Genomic DNA, 1,513 nt, shown 5'->3' with positions numbered 1-1,513 from the left:
CCCTTTCCGGTGTCGAATCCGCTCAGCCGATCGGCGAAGGCGTCCTTGGTGCTGGGGGTGAACACGAAGTTGGCGTGTTCGGCGTAGCCGGCGAACACGAAGAGGATCGTGTCGAGGGAATAGGCGGGGGTCGACCATTTGAGGCTCTCGGCTGCGGTGGGCGCATTGGCTCGGCTGAGATCGCGGAGGCGACGCAGAAAGTCCTGTTTGGAGACATCGTCGAAACCGGCGATGTATTCGTCGACATCGCTCGGCCTGCTCTGATCCACTCGTTTGCTCATGATCCGATCCTCACACAGGTAGGGCCCACCGGTTCAGGAGCCGGCCCGTCTGCCGCCGGCCCCTCGGTCTTCCGGCCCCTCGGTCTTCCGGCTGTCGGTCGGCCGGCTCTCAGGCATCCCGATCCGGGGTGGCATCCCGATCCGGGGTCTCCAAAAATTCGTTGTCCTCTCCGCTGAGGACGTCTTCGAAGGCCGCGAGGTTCCGCGTCGACTCGCCACGACTGATCCTCCAGGCCCATTCCTTCTTCATGCCCGTGAGGAAGCCGATGAGCAGGAGTTCGTTGAACGAGGAATCGGCAGTCGCCAGAATCGCTCCCAGCAGCGAATCGAGTTCATCGAGAAGGCGCTCCCGGGGGACGTTCGCTCCCAGGTACACATCGCCGAGGGTATCGATCCCGAACGACACCGGGCCCGGCTTCATGTTCTTGATCAGCAACCAGCGATTGAACTCCGCGGCGTTCTCGTCCGGGTGGCGAATGACGAACGCCTGCAGCTGCACCGTCCGTGCAGAGACGCTGATCGACACGGTTGTCTTCAGCTTCTTCTCTCCCGGCAGAACCACGGCGATCTGAGACTGTTCAAGGGCGTCGACCTCGACCTCGTTCTCGTGGGCCCACTGCCTCACTCCGGCCAGGATCGTCTCGGTGTCGGTCGTCATCATGTGTCCTTCCGTCAGCGATTCATTCGAGCGTTCAGCAACGACGTCCCACCAGGCTTGTCGTCGGCTCCGGCGCGTCCGCTGTCGTCGCGATCGCGGCCAGCCTCAGGTCGGGGACGCCGATGGCTCCCAGCACCTTCGCCACCGTGGCGGACCAGTCGAAGCGAGCCGAGCGATCGACCGCGTGGCACGAGAGCTCTCGGCGCAGGTCGTCGTCGAGGAGCAGCCGTTCAAGGGCCATCGCCCAATGCCGGGGGTTGTGGTCGGCGATGAGCACACCCGAGTGTCCGTGTTCGACGATGTCGGGCAGTCCTCCGACCGCCGAGGCGATGGCGGGCAGCCCCGATGCCGACGCCTCGGCTGCGACCAGTCCGAATGATTCGCTGCGTGAGGGGACGAGGAGAACGTCCGCCGCGCGGTAGTAGGTGACGAGTTCGTGCGCAGGCACGGGGCGTCGCACCTCGACGCTGGGTTCGGCGACGATGGCCGTGGCGAGGTCACGCAGATACTGCGATGACCGGGTCCCGGTCAGTCCGGCGCCGTCCTTCCCGACTCCTTCCCCACCCGAGGCGGA

At 65.1% G+C, this 1,513-nt stretch carries 3 protein-coding genes; all 3 read right to left on the bottom strand.

The window, feature by feature from the left end; all coding sequences use genetic code 11:
* Positions 1-281: iron chaperone (locus tag L0G76_RS16220; RefSeq protein ID WP_304358154.1), on the bottom strand; the 281-nt coding region annotated here is incomplete at its 3' end.
* A 109-nt stretch (positions 282-390) separates the two neighbouring features.
* Positions 391-939 (bottom strand): YbjN domain-containing protein, encoded by a 549-nt coding sequence (locus L0G76_RS16215; protein ID WP_304358153.1) that lies wholly within the window; start codon positions 937-939, stop codon positions 391-393.
* A gap of 34 nt (positions 940-973) precedes the next feature.
* Positions 974-1,513, bottom strand: a 540-nt coding sequence (locus L0G76_RS16210) for a glycosyltransferase (RefSeq protein WP_304358152.1), incomplete at its 5' end; no start/stop codon positions are given.

Origin of the sequence: Brevibacterium picturae, from assembly GCF_030453725.1 — a bacterium.
Taxonomy (GTDB): domain Bacteria; phylum Actinomycetota; class Actinomycetes; order Actinomycetales; family Brevibacteriaceae; genus Brevibacterium; species Brevibacterium sandarakinum_A.
The sequence above is the reverse complement of the archived record's forward strand: the minus strand, read 5'-3'. Positions and strand labels throughout refer to the sequence as shown.

Bases quoted from the DNA above. Each gene is read 5' to 3' on its own strand.
- L0G76_RS16215 (WP_304358153.1), bottom strand. From the start codon at position 939: ATGACGACCGACACCGAGACGATCCTGGCCGGAGTGAGGCAGTGGGCC.